Annotated in this window: 20 protein-coding genes; 16 read left to right on the plus strand and 4 right to left on the minus strand. The window is 56.9% G+C overall.

Annotated elements, in window-relative coordinates; translation table 11 throughout:
• The first annotated feature begins 87 nt into the window (after positions 1-87).
• The 8 genes from WG936_RS07775 (at position 88) to WG936_RS07810 (ending at position 6,369) form a co-directional block, all read left to right on the plus strand.
• Entirely contained in the window at positions 88-966 is an 879-nt protein-coding gene (locus tag WG936_RS07775; protein WP_339572554.1) for a CPBP family intramembrane glutamic endopeptidase, read from the plus strand.
• A gap of 122 nt (positions 967-1,088) precedes the next feature.
• A complete protein-coding gene (locus tag WG936_RS07780; RefSeq protein WP_339563876.1) occupies positions 1,089-1,355 on the plus strand; it encodes a type B 50S ribosomal protein L31 in 267 nt (88 codons plus the stop codon).
• A gap of 18 nt (positions 1,356-1,373) precedes the next feature.
• Complete coding sequence (gene rpmF, locus WG936_RS07785) at positions 1,374-1,547, plus strand: 50S ribosomal protein L32 (protein ID WP_156192858.1); 174 nt, start codon at positions 1,374-1,376, stop codon at positions 1,545-1,547.
• 190 nt (positions 1,548-1,737) lie between these two features.
• Entirely contained in the window at positions 1,738-2,433 is a 696-nt protein-coding gene (locus tag WG936_RS07790; RefSeq protein ID WP_339572555.1) for a response regulator transcription factor, read from the plus strand.
• The gene (locus WG936_RS07795) at positions 2,430-3,887 is read left to right on the plus strand and encodes a HAMP domain-containing sensor histidine kinase (protein ID WP_339563874.1); all 1,458 of its coding nucleotides are present in this window, start codon (positions 2,430-2,432) and stop codon (positions 3,885-3,887) included. The genes WG936_RS07790 and WG936_RS07795 overlap by 4 nt, the downstream gene beginning before the upstream one ends.
• 166 nt (positions 3,888-4,053) lie before the next feature.
• Entirely contained in the window at positions 4,054-5,379 is a 1,326-nt protein-coding gene (locus WG936_RS07800) for a S1C family serine protease (protein ID WP_339572556.1), read from the plus strand.
• 92 nt (positions 5,380-5,471) lie between these two features.
• Positions 5,472-6,113, plus strand: coding sequence for a MogA/MoaB family molybdenum cofactor biosynthesis protein (locus WG936_RS07805; RefSeq protein WP_339563872.1), 642 nt, complete (start codon positions 5,472-5,474; stop codon positions 6,111-6,113).
• Between the two features lies 1 nt (position 6,114).
• The gene (locus tag WG936_RS07810; RefSeq protein WP_339563871.1) at positions 6,115-6,369 is read left to right on the plus strand and encodes a hypothetical protein; all 255 of its coding nucleotides are present in this window, start codon (positions 6,115-6,117) and stop codon (positions 6,367-6,369) included.
• A 75-nt stretch (positions 6,370-6,444) separates the two neighbouring features.
• On the opposite strand, the gene mscL is transcribed toward WG936_RS07810, so the two are convergent.
• The 3 genes from mscL to WG936_RS07825 all read right to left on the minus strand — a co-directional run bounded on the left by mscL (position 6,445) and on the right by WG936_RS07825 (position 8,291).
• Positions 6,445-6,849 (minus strand): large conductance mechanosensitive channel protein MscL, encoded by a 405-nt coding sequence (gene mscL, locus WG936_RS07815; protein ID WP_339563870.1) that lies wholly within the window; start codon positions 6,847-6,849, stop codon positions 6,445-6,447.
• 166 nt (positions 6,850-7,015) lie between these two features.
• Positions 7,016-7,681: an SAF domain-containing protein gene (locus tag WG936_RS07820; protein ID WP_339563869.1), complete on the minus strand. Its 666-nt coding sequence runs from the start codon at positions 7,679-7,681 to the stop codon at positions 7,016-7,018.
• A 37-nt stretch (positions 7,682-7,718) separates the two neighbouring features.
• Entirely contained in the window at positions 7,719-8,291 is a 573-nt protein-coding gene (locus WG936_RS07825) for a 5-formyltetrahydrofolate cyclo-ligase (protein ID WP_339572557.1), read from the minus strand.
• A 74-nt stretch (positions 8,292-8,365) separates the two neighbouring features.
• Between WG936_RS07825 and WG936_RS07830 the strand changes: the two genes are divergently transcribed.
• The 6 genes from WG936_RS07830 to WG936_RS07855 all read left to right on the plus strand — a co-directional run bounded on the left by WG936_RS07830 (position 8,366) and on the right by WG936_RS07855 (position 13,639).
• Positions 8,366-9,283: a UTP--glucose-1-phosphate uridylyltransferase gene (locus tag WG936_RS07830; protein ID WP_339563867.1), complete on the plus strand. Its 918-nt coding sequence runs from the start codon at positions 8,366-8,368 to the stop codon at positions 9,281-9,283.
• A gap of 41 nt (positions 9,284-9,324) precedes the next feature.
• Entirely contained in the window at positions 9,325-10,602 is a 1,278-nt protein-coding gene (gene glp, locus WG936_RS07835) for a molybdotransferase-like divisome protein Glp (protein WP_339563866.1), read from the plus strand.
• Positions 10,602-11,291: a GNAT family N-acetyltransferase gene (locus WG936_RS07840; RefSeq protein WP_339572558.1), complete on the plus strand. Its 690-nt coding sequence runs from the start codon at positions 10,602-10,604 to the stop codon at positions 11,289-11,291. Before glp ends, WG936_RS07840 begins: the two co-directional genes overlap by 1 nt.
• 114 nt (positions 11,292-11,405) lie before the next feature.
• The gene (sepX, locus tag WG936_RS07845; protein WP_339563864.1) at positions 11,406-12,494 is read left to right on the plus strand and encodes a divisome protein SepX/GlpR; all 1,089 of its coding nucleotides are present in this window, start codon (positions 11,406-11,408) and stop codon (positions 12,492-12,494) included.
• Positions 12,495-12,524: 30 nt separating this feature from the next.
• On the plus strand, positions 12,525-12,926 hold the full coding sequence (locus WG936_RS07850) for a DoxX family protein (RefSeq protein ID WP_339563863.1): 402 nt from the start codon (positions 12,525-12,527) through the stop codon (positions 12,924-12,926).
• Positions 12,926-13,639, plus strand: a complete 714-nt coding sequence (locus WG936_RS07855; RefSeq protein ID WP_339563862.1) for a zf-HC2 domain-containing protein — start codon at positions 12,926-12,928, stop codon at positions 13,637-13,639. Before WG936_RS07850 ends, WG936_RS07855 begins: the two co-directional genes overlap by 1 nt.
• 2 nt (positions 13,640-13,641) lie before the next feature.
• Here the strand turns inward: WG936_RS07855 and WG936_RS07860 are convergent, their stop codons facing one another.
• Positions 13,642-15,240 carry a dolichyl-phosphate-mannose--protein mannosyltransferase gene (locus WG936_RS07860; protein ID WP_445227943.1) on the minus strand — a complete coding sequence of 533 codons (1,599 nt, stop codon included), beginning with the start codon at positions 15,238-15,240 and terminating at the stop codon, positions 13,642-13,644.
• Positions 15,241-15,281: 41 nt separating this feature from the next.
• Here WG936_RS07860 and rsmI point away from each other — a divergent pair, with 41 nt between their 5' ends.
• Entirely contained in the window at positions 15,282-16,124 is an 843-nt protein-coding gene (rsmI, locus tag WG936_RS07865; RefSeq protein ID WP_339563861.1) for a 16S rRNA (cytidine(1402)-2'-O)-methyltransferase, read from the plus strand.
• A 181-nt stretch (positions 16,125-16,305) separates the two neighbouring features.
• A complete protein-coding gene (locus WG936_RS07870; RefSeq protein ID WP_445227944.1) occupies positions 16,306-18,102 on the plus strand; it encodes a BCCT family transporter in 1,797 nt (598 codons plus the stop codon).
• Positions 18,103-18,140: the final 38 nt, after the last annotated feature.

Raw genomic sequence — 18,140 nt, forward strand, 5'->3', positions numbered from 1 at the left:
TGGGCATGAAAAACCCGTGACTGTGGTCATGGGTTGTCGTGACCGTGGGGCATAGTTTTTGCCATCAAACGAGCCGAAACTAAAAGCATGACAACGAACTCTTTCCCCAAACCCCTTATCCCACTGACCTGGTGGGGCATCGCTATCCGGAGCGCCATCGCGGTAGGGATGCTGTTGGGAGCCAACCTCCTCGCTGGCGCTCTGCTGGAGGCGGTGGTCCCCATGGAAACACTGAGCAATAATCAGCAGTTGTGGGCAGTCCTGGGATTGTTCCTAGGGGTGTTCCTGCTAGTACTGGGGGCAGTCGCGCTATGGATGAAAACCATCGAGCGACGCCCGCTTTCTGCAACAGGAATGACTGTGCACTCCAAGTGGCTGACAGGATTGTTGCTCTCCACCGCACTCAGCGTCGTCATCGTCGTGACCACGCGTTTGATCGCGACTGGACTCTTTCCGGAAGCCCCGCGCGAAGCCATCGACGCTTCCCAGTTTGGCGAACTATCCTGGTTTACTTTCACCATCTTCATTTTGGGGCGAGCCTTCTTCTTGCAGGGGATTCCAGAAGAGCTGCTGTTTCGTGGCTGGCTGTTTCAGCTCTTGCCACAGCGTCCCAAAGTCACACTTGCCTTCACGACGGCTGTCTTCACTATCATCCACCTGACCTCGAATGGCGGTCAGCAAAGCGTCCTCGACCGTTTCCTCTATCTGATGATCCCGCTCGGATTTGGTCTCCTTGCTGGCGTCCTAGTATTGGCGACGGGCAACTTCTGGCATGCAGTCGGAATTCATGGCGGATTCCATATCGGAACAGTGCTCGCAGCGGTTGTGCTCCCAGAAACTATGGTGTCAGTGGACTGGGTAATTATCGGCGCAGGATATATTGCGGTTGCTGCCGGGATTGGCTGGTTCGACTCTCGGCGTCGACAAGCGAGTGCGATTTCTTCACAGGCCCGCCAAGGGGTATAGTCTTTGCGGTGCTGGCTTTAGTCGGCCTATTTTGTCAATCCCAACTCAGGCACGATCGGCAGCCGCCGCATAATGGCTGCGCAGAAGCGACCTGAAGTTCAATCCTGAGGGAATTAATACGTATGAAGAAGGATATCCACCCTGATTACCACCCAGTGGTATTCCAGGATGCAGGCACTGGCTTCCAGTTCCTGACCAAGTCCACCGCCAAAGGCGATCGCACCATTGAATGGGAAGACGGCAACGAGTACCCACTCATCGTCGTCGATGTGACCTCTGAGTCTCACCCATTCTGGACCGGTGCACAGCGTGTCATGGACACCGCCGGCCGCGTCGAGAAGTTCAACCAGCGTTACGGTGCACTCGCTCGCCGTAAGAAGAACAAGTAAAGAAGGAGGGAAAGTACCATGGCAGTTCCAAAGCGTCGTATGTCGCGTGCAAACACCCACGCACGTCGTTCCCAGTGGAAGGCTGACAATGTCGCCCTCCAAACCGTCAAGATCGACGGCCGCGAGGTTCAGATTCCTCGCCGCCTCGTCAAGGCAGCTCAGCTCGGTCTCGTAGACGTAGAGCAGTTCTAGGACGTTCTTAAGCTTAGAATTAACAGCCGACTCGATTCTGGTATTAGTTTCTCAGGATCGAGTCGGTGTTTTTGTATCTTCATGCACTAGGATTAGGGGTTATAGTCGGTGAAGTTACCGACGTTCCACTTTGGGCTGGTCATGCCGCTAATGGAAGTTAACCACCCTTTAAGCCAGACAGTTGGTGCACATGAAGCTCCTTGTAGTTGATGACGAGCAAGCCGTCCGCGAATCCCTGCGCCGTTCCTTATCTTTCAATGGTTATGAGGTGCTGTTGGCCGATAACGGCGCTGCAGCGCTCGAAGCGATCCACAAAAACCAACCAGATCTCGTGATCTTAGATGTCATGATGCCGATCCTGGATGGTTTGGAAGTGTGTCGCACGCTGCGCAGCGGTGGCGACAATCGACCAATCCTCGTACTAACCGCGCGGGACGGGGTGTCTGATCGTGTCGCCGGCTTGGACGCCGGTGCCGACGACTACCTTCCAAAGCCTTTCGCCTTGGAAGAATTGCTGGCCCGAGTTCGTTCTTTGCTACGGCGCTCCTTCAACGAGTCTGGTGGCAACGCCGAGGTTTCTGCAGAACTCGAGTTCGAGGATCTGCGTCTGAATACTGAAACCCGCGAAGTTTTCCGCGGTGAACGCCAGATCAGCCTGACTCGAACTGAATTTGCTCTCTTGGAATTGCTGCTAGCAAACCCACGTCGCGTGCTCAGCCGTACCCTCATTCTGGAAGAGGTATGGGGATATGACTTCCCCACCTCCGGCAACGCCCTCGAGGTATACATCGGGTACTTGCGTCGAAAGACTGAAGCAGAAGGGGAGAGCCGGCTGATCCACACTGCTCGTGGTGTCGGCTACGTGTTGCGTGAGAGCGCGCAGTGATTCTGAAAGATCCTGCCGCAGCGAAACCAGATTCGGCGCAGAATAGTTGGCAACGCAGTTCCTGGAGCAAAGCTCCACTGCGCTGGCAACTCGCAATAGTTACCGCCGTCATGGTCGCGGCGGCGGTGAGTGTGATGACCATCGTCGCCTATTGGACTGTCTCAACCTCCTTGAATCGCACGGTGGATCAAGAATTGAAGGCCACCGCGCATTCGGTGCTGGACCGAAGCGAAGCGCCTGGTTTCCGAGACTCGATAGAAGATGAGATCGGGATTTTTAAGACGTATAACCCCGATACTCAGATTCAGTTCTTTCCTAAGGACGCGGTGCGCGGTACGGGGGACAATATCCCCTTGAGCGTTGAGGGGAAGGTTGTTCGTGGTGAAGTTCAAACTACCCTCCGGAACCAGGGCGACCAGCGGGTAATCGCATTGCGTAATGATGCCGGGTCCACTGTGATCCTGTCTCAAGACCTCGGACCGACCTATGCGCTCGTTAGCTCGCTGGGGATGGTGTTGCTCATCATCGCAGGACTGGGAACACTGATGGCTATCGCAGCCGGCATGGTGGTCTCCACCACGGGGCTGCGGCCAGTAACCAGGTTGCAGCGGGCGGTGGAACACGTGACCGCCACGGATTCGCTTGAGCCGATTGAAGTTTTCGGTCGCGACGAATTGGCGCAACTCACCCGAAGCTTTAATGACATGCTTGCCTCGCTAGAGGCGTCGAGACGCAGGCAGACGGAACTGGTCGCGGATGCCGGCCACGAGTTGAAGACCCCTTTGACCTCGCTACGCACCAACGTTGAGCTGTTGATGATGGTCAGTAACTCGCCGACAGCCACCATTTCCGCGGAAGATCGTCGAGACCTGGAAAACGACGTTGTTGCGCAAATCGACGAACTATCAACGCTCATTGGGGACCTCGTCGATTTGGCCCGCGAAGATGCTAAGCAGGGCGAGATGGAACTGGTCGATTTGGAGGACACCATGGCAGGTTCTCTGGAGCGGGTGCGACGCCGCCGACCGGACGTTGAGTTCACGTTCAATCGCGCAGACTGGTACCTCAACGGTGACTCTTTCGCTCTTGGCCGGGCGACCGTCAACTTGATGGACAACGCTGCCAAATGGTCCCCGCCTAACGGGGTCGTTCGTCTAACCATGACACCGGTCGGGAACCGTTCCATCCGGATCGGAATTGCAGATTCTGGTCCCGGTATTCCAGCAGAAGAACGGGAAAAGGTCTTTGAAAGGTTCTTCCGTTCGGTGCAAGCGCGCTCAATGCCGGGATCGGGTTTGGGGCTTTCGATCGTGAAACAAGTGGTGGAACGGCATCACGGCACGATCGAGGTACTCGGCTCTGACGATGGTGGCACGCTGATGCAAATCACCTTGCCGGGAGGCCCGACACCGGAGCTCGGTGCCGCCAATACCACCCTCGACGGTGCCCGTTGAGTATATCGCCCCCAGCTAGGCTATTGTGCCAGCTTGGGGGCTTTTTGAGCTTGCTGAACCTTGCGAAGCCGTTGAAGAAGCGGGTACAGCTAACTTACAGTTAGTGTTCAGCTAGGTACTGGATCTGACACAGAACACGGACAGCGCGGAAAGGTTCAATTGATTCATGAACGAAAATACGGGTTCGAACCCACACCAGCCCCCACAGCAACCGCGTGAGAATCAGAGCAACAATCCTTATGCCCAGTTGGGTGGAGCAGGGCAGTCTGCTCCTGCGGGAGGCTTGCAGTGGCAAGCAGATTCGGGAAGTCCCGCAGGCTCAGATGCCAATGCACAAACGCAGCAATTTTCCCAAGCAATACCTCCGCAAGGTGATAGCCCTGAGCCGTATGCGACTAGCGCTGAGTCGAAGCCGAAGCGCACAGTGGGCCTCGGCACTGCGCTGGCGCTCATGCTGGCCGCATCAGTAGGTACGGGCGTAATTACTGGAGTGGCGCTCTCCGGAGACGGAGCGGGAAAAGGCACCGTTTATAACTCCCTGAATGAGTCACCGGTTTCCCGAAAAGAGCCCGCAGCGGCCGGATCTGTTGAAGATGTGGCCAATAAGGTGCTACCGACGGTTGTCTCAATCCAGGTCGCAACTCGAAACGGTTCCAGTGAAGGCTCCGGCTCAATTATTTCCTCCGACGGCATGGTGCTGACGAATAACCACGTCGTGGGCGATGCCAAATCCAACGGTCTCATCGAGGTTTCCCTTGCCGATGGCACCATCCACGAAGCCGATCTGGTGGCTGGTGATGCCAGCACGGACATCGCTGTGATCAAGATCCGGAACATCTCGGGCCTGCCTGCCATCAACTTCGGCAATTCTGATGATGTTGCCGTGGGACAAGAGGTTGTCGCGATCGGATCGCCACTTGGGCTTTCTGCAACCGTGACCTCGGGCATCGTTTCTGCGCTCAATCGTCCGGTGCGCGCCTCCGGTGGCGGCGGCGGGGAGAGCTCGCTTATCGACGCCGTCCAAACCGATGCCGCGATTAACCCCGGCAATTCAGGTGGACCACTCGTCGATATGCAAGGCAACCTGATCGGTATGAATTCGGTGATCGCGACCATGAGTGAAGGGGCATCGGGGCAGTCCGGGTCCATCGGTCTTGGTTTCGCAATCCCGGCGAACCAGGCCAAGCGTATCGCGCAGCAGCTCATTGACACTGGGGAAGTGAAGCAGCCCATGATCGGTGTCAAGGTCTCTCAAAACAGCAACTACCGCGGCGCGCTGATCGCGGAAGTCGACGCCAATGGGCCAGCTGGCAAGGCTGGAATAACTGCAGGAGACTTGGTGACCAAGGTCAACGACAGGACTATTGACAACGCTGACGCACTCATCGCCGCAGTGCGTTCCCATGATTTTGGTGAGAAAATCACTCTGGAGGTTACCCAGCCTGATTCTGATCAGCGACGCAGCGTAGAGGTGACACTACCTGCGCAATAGGTAAATCTGCGCTATCGGTATCATTTCTGGCTATCGCGCATTATTCTTCGTATAACGGACGTAACTACCAAAGTAGGGAAACTTCAGGAGATATGGACACCACCCTAGACCCCGCATCCTCGGCGGAATACCCCAACGACTTGATCGAACGAGAGGTATTGGCGCGGGGCGGAAGAAATTCCGGATTGCTCGACGGCCTTGATGAGCCGGATCCTGATTTTCTCATTGCGACCGAAAAGGAGGAGTCCTCCAGGAAGGCTATGCGACGCGCATTAGTCGTGTTGGTAGCCGATCATGCGCTGCCCGCCGGACATGATGCGGATCGCTTGGTCACTGAGCTGCTGGCAGAGGACGGTTTTGCTGTCGATGCCGTGGTGGAAGTGCGCGCCAAGAAATCCGCGATTCGGCAAGTTATTGAAACAGCCGTCGTTGGTGGCGTGGATCTAGTGCTGACGGTGGGGGGCGTCGGAGTCGGGCCACGGGATAAGACCCCGGATGCCACTCGCGCTGTCCTAGATCAGCTTCTTCCTGGAATCTCGCAGTCTTTGCGATCCTCTGGCTTGGCTTGTGGAGCAGTTGATGCTTGTACCTCCCGTGGTGTTGCGGGTGTATCCGGCTCCACTGTCATTGTCAATATGGCTGCTTCTCGCGCCGCGATTCGAGATGGCATGGCGACCCTTGGTCCGCTGGTGCACTTTGTCATTGACCAGCTGCAGACTGTCTCGGTTGATTAACATGACTGGCCCGCAGCGCCCGGCACGTCGACGCATTCAGCGTCCTACCGATGCCGAGAATATCGATCGAACGTGGGACTCCGCAGAGGCCGCAGCGGTTTTCACTGGCTCCGGTGAGGCAGTAGATCCGAAGGATCCGAAGCAGGCTGATGACTTCGTTGTCATCCTCGATGAGGGGCCTACTGACGAAGACGAAACTGGGGCCTTGGATGAAGAGTTTTGGCAGCAGCAACGGCCACCTCACTTCGGCCAATAGCTTGCCGTCTTACTGCACTACAAAAAACTGCCCTGAATGCGCTCGCATTCAGGGCAGTTTAGGTTTAGCTAATCACTAAGCGTTGCGGGCCTTGAGCAGATCGCGGATCTCTTCGAGGAGCTCAGCTTCGATGGAAGCTGGGCTCTCTTCGTCTTCATCAACGTTCTTGCGGGCAGCCTGGATTTGCTTGATCTTGTTCATCGGAGCAACGAGCACGAAGTAAACAACGGCCGCAATGATGATGAAGTTCAGTGCAGCGGTGATTACAGCGCCGAAGTCAAGGAACGTAGCATCGTTGCCATTAATGAGCTGGAAGCCGAGCCCGTTGACTTCCGCGCCACCGATAGATGCAATCATCGGGTTGATCAAGTTATTGGAAAATGCGGTGACGATAGCGGTGAAAGCACCACCGATAACCACGGCGACTGCCAGATCAATAACGTTGCCACGGAGAATGAAATCCCTGAATCCCTTAAGCATGTGAACTCCTAGTTTTGTTGGGGTAAATGAACAATGCACATGTTAGGGCCATGTACCTAACAATGCGCGACAGTTGTACTGTAGCCAATCCCCATGTGGAGATGTAAACAAAAATTCAAGAATAAAATGTTAGATTGCGTCAGCTGCTTCAACACTGTGCGGGAAGTCACATTGCAGGATTTGAACCTGCTCGCGTCCCTGCCATGACGATGGTCATGGGTTGACTAAGGGCGGCAGCGGCCACTTGTTGGGCTTGTGCCTCTGCCATCGCAAGCAGTACGGTTCCTGCCTCAGTACTATCGGATGCCTTCGCCGTTCCAAAGACAACTCGAGCGTTCTCGGCGATCACTTGTGACGCACCCGTGTCTGTCTGGGTCACAATGGATACTTGCGCCCCGCGTACTGCCAGCTCGGCTGCTGCGGGGTCAGCAAGCCGCACTGGAACCAAGCTGCTTCCGGTGCCGGTAAAGGCACGTGCAAGCTCTGTTCCAAGTATTGAGCGCTCGGTGAGAATATCGCCAGATGTTAGTGGCGCTGCGGCCACCTTGCCAATGGCATCCTCCGTGGTTGGTACTGGATTGGCAACGCGAAGGGTATTAGGGAAAGCAGCAGTTTGGATATGCTCCGCGGTGAGTATGGTGCCCGGGCGGATGTCAGTCCGTGCGACTACATAGTGGGATTGTGCCGCTAGTTGATCATGCAGAAAGCTTCCTGCAGCGAGGAATATCAGGGCGAAAGCTAGCGCTCGTCGTAGCAGCCAGCTGCGTCGCCAGCCAGGTGTTCGGAGAATAGTCGGGATTCGGTCATGAAAGCTGGATAGTTTTGAGTCCATACCTAAATAGACTGCAACCCGGCATTAAAAGGTTGCATTAATTGCGGAAGATGCGGGTGGGGGTAAGAACGATGCTGGTGGGGCGGTCGTGCGGCTGGGTCGGTATTTCGGGTAGGACCTCGGAATCGTAAACCAAGGCAATGGTGGTTGCTTCCTGCTGGGATGCAAGCGCGCGGTCGTAGTAGCCGCCGCCTTTTCCGAGTCGAAAGCCCGCAGGGGTGGCCGCCAACGCAGGTACGAGCACCAAGTCGCACTGGCTTAGCGGGTCGCCGGCGATGTGTGTGCCAACTGGCTCGGCGATGCCAAAAGCGCCCGGCTTGAATTTGGTTTCCTCGCGCACCAAGATCCATGACATAGTGCGATCCGGATTGCTGATCGGCACGATCACCTCTAAACCGCGGTTGCGGAGGAAACCAACGAGGTCAGCGCCCCCGGGTTCGGTGGGGAGCGGATTGTAAGCTGCGATGCGCCGTGGCTGAAATTCGTCGATGAGCTGCGACAATTGTTTGCGCAATCCCGCGTCGAGGTCGGCTTTGGTTGCCGCGGAGAGCAGGTTGCGGGCGTCGAAAAGCGCGGTGCGAAGTGCAGATTTCTCGGCTGCGGTAGTCATAAGGGTCACACTAGCGAACATGTATGTCGAGTCGCTCCCTGGGGCGGGGGAGTCGCCGGGTATCCTGATCACTTATGAACTTCCCTATCGACGAGCACAAGCATGCAGTGAAGACAGTGATCGTTCCTGCAGCGGGTATGGGCACCCGTTTCCTGCCTGCTACTAAGACAGTGCCAAAGGAGTTGCTCCCGGTCGTGGATACGCCGGGCATCGAAATGATTGCCGAAGAGGCTGCCAACCTCGGGGCCTCCCGGCTTGCCATCATCACTGCCCCGAAGAAGCAAGGCGTGCTCGCACACTTTGACGCGCACCCGGAGCTTGAGGCCACCCTGGAAGAACGCGGCAAGATGGATCAGCTGGGCAAGGTACGACGCGCCCCTGAACTCATCAAGGCTGTGGCAGTACAGCAGGAACATCCTCTTGGGCTGGGGCACGCCGTTGGTCTCGCTGAGTCGGTCCTAGATGATGACGAAGACGTAGTCGCAGTCATGCTGCCTGATGACCTCGTGCTGCCCATGGGTGCCATGGAAAAGATGGCCGAGGTGCGGGCAAAGTTCGGTGGCAGTGTCCTGTGCGCTGTCGAGGTCCCGCGTGAAGATGTTTGTAACTATGGCGTGTTCGACGTGGAAGAATGCGCCGAAGACTGTGCCGATATGAAGGTTAAAAAAGTCCGTGGCATGGTGGAAAAACCTGATGTTGAAGACGCGCCATCCAACTTTGTTGCCACTGGTCGCTACTTGCTTGACCGGGAAATCTTCGCCGCTCTCAAGCGTATTACGCCTGGTAAGGGTGGGGAGCTGCAGCTTACCGACGCCATCGAGATGCTGATCCTAGAAGGGCACCCAGTTCATATTCTGGTTCATGACGGCGTGCGCCATGATCTCGGCAATCCGGGTGGTTACATCCGGGCTTGCGTAGACTTTGGTTTGAAGCACCCTACATATGGCAAGGGACTGCGTCACTACATCACCGAACTGCTTAACGAGGGATAGCTCCCCGCAAAGCCTCAACGCACGAAAGGGGAACCACGCGCGTGCGCTCTGTAGAACAGCAACTTGCAATGGTCACTGACGCAGTGATCACACCTCAGCCGGTCCGAATCGCGATCGCAGAAGCCCTGGGGCTGATGTGCGCAGAGGAAGTACAAGCCACGCGTGCGCTTCCTGGTTTCCCGCAAGCTGCTATCGACGGCTACGCTGTGCGTGCCGTCGACGTGGGCGGTGCCCGTGCGCTGACCAACCGGAACCCGACTGTAGAAGTACAGCCTGCGCCCGTGAACGAGAAGTCCTTGCCGGTGGTGGGCGAGGTCGCCGCTGGCTCGCAGCAACCCTTGCGTTTGCAGCCAAAGCAAGCTGTGCGGGTCCACACCGGTGCGCCGTTGCCCACGCTTGCTGACGCCGTGCTGCCATTGGAATGGTCTGACCGCGGTGTTAAGCGCGTAGTGGCACATCGCCCGGTGAAGTCCGGCGAGTTTGTCCGCAGAGTCGGGGATGATATCCAACCTGGCGATGTTGCTGTCACCCCTGGTTCCGTACTGGGAGCAGCCCACATTGGATTGTTGGCCGCCGTCGGCAGAAACAAAGTGCTGGTCTATCCACGCCCGCGGATTTCCATCGTCTCCATCGGCCCTGAGCTGGTGGATATTGACCGCGAACCAGGGCTTGGGCAGGTCTACGATGTTAATTCCTACGCGCTCGCGGCAGCAGCACGAGAAGCAGGAGCTGAAGTACACCGAGTCGGCGTGGCCGCTGGTGAACCGCGACGCCTGCGCGAGATCATTGAAGGTCAGCTGATGCGCAGCGAGTTAGTGGTGATCTCCGGCGCAGTTGGCGGAGCTGCCTCTACACGCGCTCGTGACTTGCTGGGGGAGTTGGGGGAACTCGATATCACCCGAGTTGCTATGCATCCGGGCTCGGTGCAGGGATTCGGCTTGTTGGGGGACGCTCGCATCCCTACATTCCTGCTGCCGAGTAATCCGGTAGCAGCCCTGGTGAGCTTTGAAATTTTCGTGCGCCCCTGCATTCGGGCAGCGTTGGGGAAGAACTCTACTCGGCGTCGTCACGTGCGAGCCCGTGCGCTCGCTCCGATTGCCTCAAAGGAAGGACGTCGCGGCTACGTGCGCGCTCGTCTCATGCGAGATTCCGAGACCCAGGACTACCTCGTCGAGGGGCTGGGCGGCGCAACGGGAGCCCCTGCGCACCTCCTGGCCGGTATGTCAGAAGCCAATGCGCTGATCCGCATTCCGGAGGCAGTAGCTGAAGTGCGTCCCGGAGATGTGGTGGACGTGTTGTTCTTGGCACAGGGCAGCTAGTGGGCCCACTGCAGTTCGGACGCAATTTCAAGGTTGCAGGTGCAGGTGTTGCGCGTCATCATCGCCACCCCGGCTGGCCAGAACAAAGCCAACCAGTTCGGCTTAATGACGGTGAAGAGTTGCTGCTTCGCCCGATCATGCGACGAGATGGCGCGTCGTGGCGCTCACTGCGTTTGGCAAATCAGCCCGTGTTGCAGCCGGTAGAGCCGACCGTCCTTGGAACTTGGGAGGACGCGCACTCCTCGGAAGCATGGCGATTGACGTTTGGCTACCTGAGAAGTTCCGCCAACCAAGGGAACTTGGTGCCACTCGTCATTGAGCTAGCTGGTCAATTTGTAGGTCAGCTCACCCTCGGCAATATTCAACGCGGTGCCGTGTCGGAAGCTTGGATCGGATACTGGGTAGATCAGGAGGTCAGTGGCCGAGGCGTCGCTAAAGCCGCGGTTGCGTTGGGGATTGACCTTGCATTTGAGCGCGTCGGTCTGCATCGCCTAACGGCGACTTATCTTCCCAACAACCCTGCGTCCGGCGCGGTACTGGCGGCCAATGGCTTTCAACAAGAGGGAGTGCTGCGGCGCAGCCTGCATATCGACGGCGATTGGCAAGACCACGTCTACATGGCGCTGCTCGAGGATGATTTCGCAACCGGCGCTGTAGCGCGGCTGCGGCAGCGCGGCGCAATTCAGTGATTTCTTCGCCTCTTGTTTCGGCGTGGCGCTGCTGAGAAGTGCAGTTCGCTGGATAATCTCGGGAGGAAGAATACCGCGAAGCTTAAACATTAGGAAAGGCAGGGTGCTCTCCGCGTGTCCGGAACTCTTCCCATCGTTCTGATCGTGGTGGTATGGCTGTTTGTGCTGGCACCCATCGCGTTGCGGGGCCGTAAGCCCATTCGCCACACCAACGAGGCGTTTGAAGAAACACGCCTGATCCATTCGGGCGGTGATGATATCGCCCCGCGTCGACTTAAGCCCCGCGTGTCTACTTCTGATGTGCATGTCACCTCGGAAGATGAGGACTTTGAGCTTGTTGAAGTCGACGACGTTCTCGTCGAGGATCCAGACAGTGAACCTGGCCGTGGACTAGGCGATCGTTTCGGGCAGGCGTTTTCGCGTCGGGTTCGACGCAATAACTCGGATGACGCTGAGCGCATCGACTCTTTCGCTGTCGTCGATGGCTCGGTGGTAGCTGAGCTTCCGGAAGCAGAGCCCAGCGCAGCGGCAGCAGACCTGGAAATCGACGAGGACTTTGAGCTTGTCGACGACTATGACTACGAGTACGAAGACGCATACCCCTACGACGATGCCTATGTTTCCCCAGCCGACTACCTGCATGAGAGTGCGGACTACGGTGAAACTGGCGAATTTGATGAGATCGAACCTGACGTGGCGGCCGACTCCGTACCAGTGGATGAGCTCAGCGAAGAAGATCTCGAATTCGCTGCCAAGCGGCGTGGTCGTGGTGGATATGACCCGGAAGCAGATGCACTAGCAACTTCTAATCGCTTCCAGCGTCGTCAGCGTACCTTGCTTGCGCTCGTGGGTTTTGCGGTAGTTAGCGTGATCCTGGCAGCTGTATTCCGCGGATTCTTGTGGCTGCTGCCGGTTGTTGTTTTAATGCTGACCGTCGGATACCTCGTGGTCCTGCGCCAGCAGGTACAGCAGGAGCGGGCACTACGTGCCCGTCGTATCCAGCACATGCGCCGCGCTCGTTTGGGTGTACGCACAGTCGAAGGCGCCGAACTTGGTGTCCCGGCGCGGTTGCGTCGCCCCGGTGCAGTGGTTCTTGAGCTTGACGATGAGAGCCCTGATTTCATGGACTTGCCTGTCGCTACCGCTCAGTTCGACCTTGAAGAACCAGTGGAATTTACTCGGCAGCCTCGCCGGGTGAGCTAGTATCCAGGCCGGCGGGGTAATCTATTTGCCATGGATAAACCCGTTGTCAGAGACATCACCTTGTTCCTGCTGCGCGCAACCCTAGGTTTTGTGTTCATCGCACACGGTTGGGACAAATTCTTCCTCACCGGCATAGTAGAAACGACCGGTCAGTTTAGCGCCTGGGGCATTCCGCAAGCTAAGACCTCTGCATATCTAGTGGCAGGGGTGGAACTCATTGGTGGCGCGATGTTGGTGGTAGGTCTGCTGACTACCCTCGTTGCCGGCGTGCTGGCGTTATTTATGGCCGCTGCGCTGTACTTTGTGCACCTGGAGAACGGTATCTTGATCAGCCAAGGCGGCATCGAGTACGTGGCAGTTTTGGTGGTGTCACTCTTGATAGTGGTGGTCTTTGGCTCCGGTCGTGCCAGCATTGATGGGGCGTTGTCCTGATGCTCAACTGTGCTCAAGTACAGGCTGCCCTGTCCGCGCGCCTGGACGGTGAGGATTCGGGCGTGCCGGATGACATTCTGGACGCACATTTATCGGGGTGTAGAGAATGCCAGCGATATTACGACAAAGCAGCAGCTCTCAATCGAGTGCTTGCTTTTCAAGACGTGGGTGCTGATACGGATCTGGAGGCACCGGATTTGTCTGCCAGCATTTTGGAGGGCCTCGAACCTGAACGCCGTAAACAAGTGGCCCGCTTCGTCCTCAGCGACGCGCTGGTGCGGATGCTGCTAGTCCTGTTCGGCTCAGTGTACGTAGCGTGGGCCATAGCACTGCTGACTAATGTTGCCGCCCTGCCAACTTCTGGGCTACCTGCTGGCACTCTGGTGGCAACTGATGACCCGCTGCTCGCTGGACTACTCTTTGATGCCGCAGCGTTTCGTTTCGCCATGGCTTTCGGTCTTTTTTTCGCTGCATGGCGCCCGCAGGCCAGCGGCGGCCTTTTCCCTGTCTTTGGGGCATTGTTCACCTTCAGCCTAGGCTTCGGGGTGCGTGACATGGTGCTCGGATTTGCCACCGCGGGAGATCTGGGCGGTTTGGTCCTGTTGCTGGCAACTGCGGCGCTCGTGTTGGTCGCCTGGATCAAGACAATGCAAGAAGGGACCGTGCCACGGCTCTTGCGGTCCCTTTCTGCTAACCCGCTCACTGAAAGCTGAGATTACTTCCAGCTGCGCAGCCACATCATGCTCTGATAGTGCTGATCTGTAATGAGTGTGCCGTAGAAAATCGGGCTGAAGTAGAAAAACGCGATGATAACTAAGGCGAGGTAGCTGATGACAATGAGGCTTCCTGCCCGCACCGGTCCGCTAAAACCTGGAATCCGAATGGGACGCGCGAACCCTGCGATTAGACCGAGCGTGAGCGCCAGCATGATGATGATGAACGGTGCCAGCGGGATGGCGTAGAAGAAGTACATTTGTCGGTCATAGGTCAGCACCCACGGGATAAATCCAGCTGCGAAGGCGAGCAACGGGATTGCATAGCGACGATCCTTCAAAATGATGACGCACCAGAGTGCCCACAGGACTACCGGGACAGTGAGCCACCAAATGGGTGGAGTGCCGAACAGATAAATCATGCGGCGACATTGAGCCAAGCCATCACACGTTTGACCAGTTTCGGAGTAATAGAGGACCGGGCGAGCAGCAACTAGCCATGACCATGGCTTGGAATCCCAGGGATGGGAATGCCCGCTGGAGCTGGTCAGGGAGGCGTGGAATTTCAGCACGGAATCGTGGTAGTAGAACCAATTCGCAAGGGAATCGGGTAAATCGTAATACAACTTTTCAGCTGGCAAAGTGCCGGTTTCTTTAGCGTGGCGGTACACCGAAGTTTCGTTTGCAAACCAAGCGCGCCAGGACCAGGTATAGAGCAGTATCGGAAGAATCACGATGCTCGCGAAGGCCGGGAGGCAATCTCTTAAGAGCGTGCCTAAGAAGGGCCTATCCACGCGGTATAGTCGCCGAATCGAATAGTCCATAGCTACCGCAAGTGCGCCAAAAAATGCCATGTAGTACAGGCCGGACCACTTAACGGCAAGCGCTAGGCCCAGGCTGACGCCTGCGGCGAACCGCCACCAACGGAAGCCAAAACGCGGCCCGAAAACGCTCAGGTGCGTTAGCCCGGCTATATAGCCGCGATACATCCGCTCCCGCATTTGAATGTGGTCCCGGGTTAAAAAGTAGGCGGCCGCCACCACGAAAAATGTCAGAAAGATGTCAAGCATGCCGAAGCGACCGGCGACGAGGAGGACTCCGTCGCAAAGCGCGATGATGCCGGCGAACGCTGCAACCACAGTGGATCGGCTCAATCGACGGGTGATAGCAACGATGAGCAGGACCGTAGCGGTGGAAAATAGTGCCGTCATTACTCGCCACCCCATAGGGGTGTAGCCGAAAAGCATTTCGCCGAAGGCTAGCAGCTGTTTGGCCAGCGGCGGATGCACTACTAATCCGTAGGCAGGATTTGACTCGATGCCACCGATGATCGGGTTGGCTGTCGAAGTCACGATGTCCCAGGCTTGGGGAGCGTAGTGCTTCTCATCGAACACTGGGGTGCCATTATCTGTAGCTTGGCTCAGAGCCCAAAACCGGGAGATGAAAGCAAGGAGTCCAACCGTGGCATAAACCAGAAAATCCAGTGTTGTCCAGGGCTGTTTTAGGGGTTCCGCCAGTGATAGCGCGCGCGGATTGTGCGACACGGGGTGCGCTGCAACAGGGGAGTGTGCGTCATCTACTAGTTGGGCCACGAACTTCATATTAAGTAAAGTCACCGCAGTTTGTGCAATGCTTGGGAATTATGGAACCACGTTCAGCCCTGCCACACGGGATTATCATCGCCGCAACCCCACTCGGAAATGCTCGTGATGCGTCACCGCGGCTCGTGCAAGCTCTGGGCGAGGCGACGCTAATCGCGGCTGAGGACACCCGGCGTACGCGCAACCTTGCTGCAGCGCTCGAAGTAGAAATAACTGGCCAAATTGTTTCCAATTTTGACCACAATGAAGTCAGTCGTATTGAGCAATTAATCGCTCATGCACGTGCTGGGACAGTCCTCGTGGTCACGGATGCAGGCATGCCGTCAGTGTCGGACCCAGGGTTTCCGTTGGTGGAGGCCGCGCATGATGCGGGCATCCCGATCACCTGTTTTCCTGGGCCGTCAGCAGTGCCCACGGCGTTAGCGCTCTCCGGTCTGCCTGTTGGCCGTTTCGCCTTTGACGGTTTTGCCCCTCGCAAGCAAGGGGCTCGGCGTTCCTGGCTGGAAAAGCTCCGCTCCGAAGAACGCGCCGTCTGCTTCTTTGAGTCGCCACACCGCATTGCCGAAACGCTGCTCGACGCCGCCGAGGTGCTTGGTGATCAGCGTCGTGCAGCGGTGTGCCGGGAGTTGACCAAAACCTACGAGGAAGTGAAACGAGGCACGCTGCCGGAACTCGCCGAGTGGGCAGCCGAAGGCGTTCGGGGGGAAATCAGCGTGGTCATTGAAGGAGCTACTGAAGTCGAAGTTGATCTAGAGCAGCTAATTGATATCGCAGTGGAACGAGTTGCTGCCGGGGAAAGAGTCAAGGCCGTCGCCGCAGATTTGAGTGCCCAGCATGGGGTCTCTAAGAAGGAGATCTATGACGCGGTCGTTTTGCGCAGATAGCTAAATAGATAAACAAGCTTGCATCGTTATCGAGTTGTTATTTATGGTAGCCAATACCACACCCCTACTGCACAGGTACGGGTCACGATTGAGTAACTAGTAGGTGAAAACCGGCTGATCTGTCTGGCGAAATCGTCGTTTCAGTTTGAGAATCTGCAGCGTAAGCGCAGAAGCTGGAGTAATGACACCACCAGAAAGACCCCAAGACCAAGACGTTAAAATCGTCGAAGCAACGGAGCCTACTGGCACCGAGTCCACTGAAGTCGCGGATGGTTCCGCGTCCGCAATGCTCGCAGGAATGATCGAGCGTGGCGACGATTACGACGCGACCGTCCTCGACCGAAACATTGAGTACGCCTTTGAAGACGAATCGGCAGGAATCAACTGGCCGGTTACACTCACCGCCATTGTTTTTGCGATTCTTGCAATCGCCTGGGGCCTACTTGCGCCCAATAACCTAGCTTCCTTTGCCACTGGTGGCCTTAATTTTGTGGTTACCAACTTCGGGTGGGCGTTCATTTTGTTCGGCACCATCTTTGTAGCATTTGTTCTCGTGATCGCGGCTTCCAAATTTGGTTCCATCCGCTTGGGGCGCGATGACGAAGCCCCCGAATTTAGCACGCCATCCTGGGTAGCCATGATGTTTGCTGCCGGTATGGGTATCGGCCTAATGTTCTTCGGCGCCACTGAGCCATTGACCTTCTACCGAACTGGCGTCCCTGGGCACGAGTCTCACGAAGTGGACATAGCCTTTGCCACTACCTTGTTCCACTGGACCTTGCACCCATGGGCGCTCTACGCCATCGTCGGCCTGGCGCTCGCGTATGCCACTTTCCGTATGGGACATAAGCAGTTGCTGAGCTCCGCGTTCATACCGCTCATCGGCAAGAAGGGCGCAGATGGCGTCTGGGGGAAGCTCATCGACATTCTGGCCATCGTTTCCACCCTTTTCGGCACGGCATGTTCCTTGGGCATTGGTGCCACTCAGATCAACGCCGGCCTGTCTGCCAGCGGATTGATCGATAATCCGAGCCAGAAGACGGTCATCGGAATTGTTTTGGTTCTGACGCTAGCCTTCTTGCTCTCCGCAATGTCTGGCGTGGGGCGCGGTATTCAGCTGCTGTCCAACACGAACATGGTGTTGGCTGCCTTGCTCGCCATTTTCGTATTCGTACTTGGGCCAACCGTGTCCATCCTTAACCTCATCCCGGGAAGCGTCGGCGCTTACCTCGCTAACTTTGCCGAGATGGCGGGACGTACCGCAGAGTCCGCGGACGGCACTGCTGGGGAGTGGCTCAGCGGATGGACCATCTTCTACTGGGTGTGGTGGATGTCTTGGAGCCCGTTTGTTGGCATGTTCATCGCCCGTATTTCTCGTGGCCGTACCATTCGGGAGTTCATCCTGGGTGTGCTGCTGATCCCTTCCGCAGTGACCGTAGTGTGGTTTGCCATCTTCGGTGGCACCGCAGTGATCTTCGAGCGAGACGGTCGTTCTGTCTGGGGCGAGGGCGACTCCAAACGCATCCTGTTTGACATGCTGCATGAGTTGCCGGCAGGACAGATCACTTCTGCTCTTGCCATGGTGTTACTCGCAGTATTCTTTATCACCTCTGCGGATTCGGCTTCCACGGTCATGGGCTCGATGAGCCAGAATGGCCGTCTCGAGGCAAAGCCATGGATCACCGGCGTATGGGGTGTGCTCACGGCTGTGATTGGTTTGACCATGCTGCTCGCTGGAGGAGAAGACTCCCTGGCCAACTTGCAGAACGTCACAATCGTGGTGGCGAGCCCCTTCCTGATCATTCTGGTAATGCTGATGTTTGCCCTGGTAAAGGGGCTAAGTGAGGATCCGAACTACCTTGAGCAAAAGGAACACCAGCGCTTCCAGCGTCGCCTAGCGCGGGAGGGCCGGATTCACCGAGAAATGGAGGAGCGCGCCAAGCGCAGCCATGGGCGTCGAAAAGCACCGCGAGCCTAACTCACAACAAGCCAGCCAGTCTTAGTAAGGTAATTCCC

The organism is Corynebacterium sp. H127 (assembly GCF_037482665.1).
In the GTDB taxonomy this organism is placed as follows: Bacteria; Actinomycetota; Actinomycetes; order Mycobacteriales; family Mycobacteriaceae; genus Corynebacterium.